This is a genomic window from Nostoc sp. UIC 10890 (genome assembly GCF_054786515.1).
In genome coordinates this window covers 1-1557 of sequence record NZ_JBSGKF010000140.1, presented here as the reverse complement: position 1 = coordinate 1557, position 1557 = coordinate 1, and the positions used below count along the sequence as shown (strand labels likewise).

The window sequence follows — 1557 nt, the reverse complement described above, 5'->3', positions numbered from 1 at the left end:
TAGTTAAATAAGTCAAGCTGCTTTCTGCAAGTTTTTTGATGATGATTTGGAGATAGCAGCCAAGGCGTAGCCCAAGGTGTGTTTATGAATTTTGGGCATTTTGTGAAACGACATATCCTGACCCCAATCTTGGACTGACTTGGTGCCAATATGTAATACTTGCGTGAGAGTTTTGACACACGTTGCGCGAAAATTGGCGTGAGAGACAGTTTGTAGTACTTGTTGTTCAGTTAACCCTTGAAGGAGTATTTTTTCTAGAAATGTTTGAGCATTTACTTCCGGTGCGTTGTATTCTCCTCTCAAGATGCTCTTTAGCTGCTTTGGCACGATTTCGGCAGCGTGAATGTAAGCAAGTGAAACTTTGGAGTAGTTGGGTATCCCATCAAAGTTGAGATCACTTCCCCACTTGCGAACTGTTGGTCTTTGTACACCTAAGACTGCACATAGTACAGTGATACATTTTTTGCGGTATTGTGAGTCGGTTTCTTCTTCGAGCAGTTCTCTGGGAGTGAGTTCAGCGATATCAAAACAGTGGCGTAGAAATTGTCTGGGTTTTAGTCCTTGTTTTGGTAGTACTTCTAGTATTTTGTAGTTCTTTGGCATCTTTATTAGCTCTTGCACGATTTTTACCGAGTTAGCTCGATTTATCTCAAGCCCTTCTTTTGTGCTTTTTAGGTAAAGTTTACCGATTTGCCGAGTTAGTGATGCATTAAATTAATATTATTTAACATTTAGTGATGTACTAATTAGATTTAGTGCATCACTAAAATTACAAGGTTTATTGATGGTGAGGTGTTTATTTGTTCTAGCGATATAGGTTTTGATATAAAACTTAAGGTTTGTAACTAAAACCCCTGTTGTTTCTATAAACTGAAGAGAAACCTCGATAAACCAAGTTCAAAAAACGTGTGTCAAATCAGCGCGAACGCTTTTCTGGAGGGGATACTGACCGAGTATCTTTTACCCTTGCGCCCGGTGTGCGGCAAAAGGTAGATGATTTACTGCCGATATTGGGTGGCACTTTGGCGAAAGCTTTAAGGCGTTTAGTTGATTTGGGTTTAGATTTAGTTGACCTAGCTCAAAAAAGTGGTAAGCCGGTTCCTCAACCGGGTAGTTTGGAGCAGATGTTTTCTGGTTATACCTCTTTGGGCATAGAACTGATATTTGCGTGTGAATCCTTGGGTTTATCAGTACCAGAAGTGGGCCAGGTAGGGGTTTGGTTTGTAGATAATCTCTCCCTTGGCTTGGGTGATATTGAGGGTATCAAGAAAGACAATGATTTTCAGGCATCACGTATATTTCGCTTAAGTCGAGAAATTCAAAAGTTTTTTCAGCAGCAGCTTAATGTCTTATCGGAAGACGAGTATGCTGCATTTCTGAAAAATTTGCATAGGGAAGCTGTTATTGGACAAGAGTTTGTAGCTGCTTGCCAGACGCTGGGTTGGCAACTGCCAGAGACAGGAAAGCTACAAGAGTGGTTGCAGGATTTGGTGGTGCGTTCGCACAGCGTCTCCGCAGTAGAATCGCAATTATCAAACGAGTTATTAGAAGAATGCG

At 41.0% G+C, this 1557-nt stretch carries 2 protein-coding genes; one reads left to right on the top strand and one right to left on the bottom strand.

Going from position 1 to position 1557, the window contains the following annotated elements:
- Positions 1 to 12: 12 nt before the first annotated feature.
- A complete protein-coding gene (locus ACWATR_RS39930) occupies positions 13 to 603 on the bottom strand; it encodes a hypothetical protein (protein ID WP_289794578.1) in 591 nt (196 codons plus the stop codon).
- 305 nt (positions 604 to 908) lie between these two features.
- Between ACWATR_RS39930 and ACWATR_RS39925 the strand changes: the two genes are divergently transcribed.
- Positions 909 to 1557: hypothetical protein (locus ACWATR_RS39925; RefSeq protein ID WP_460345888.1), on the top strand; the 649-nt coding region annotated here is incomplete at its 3' end.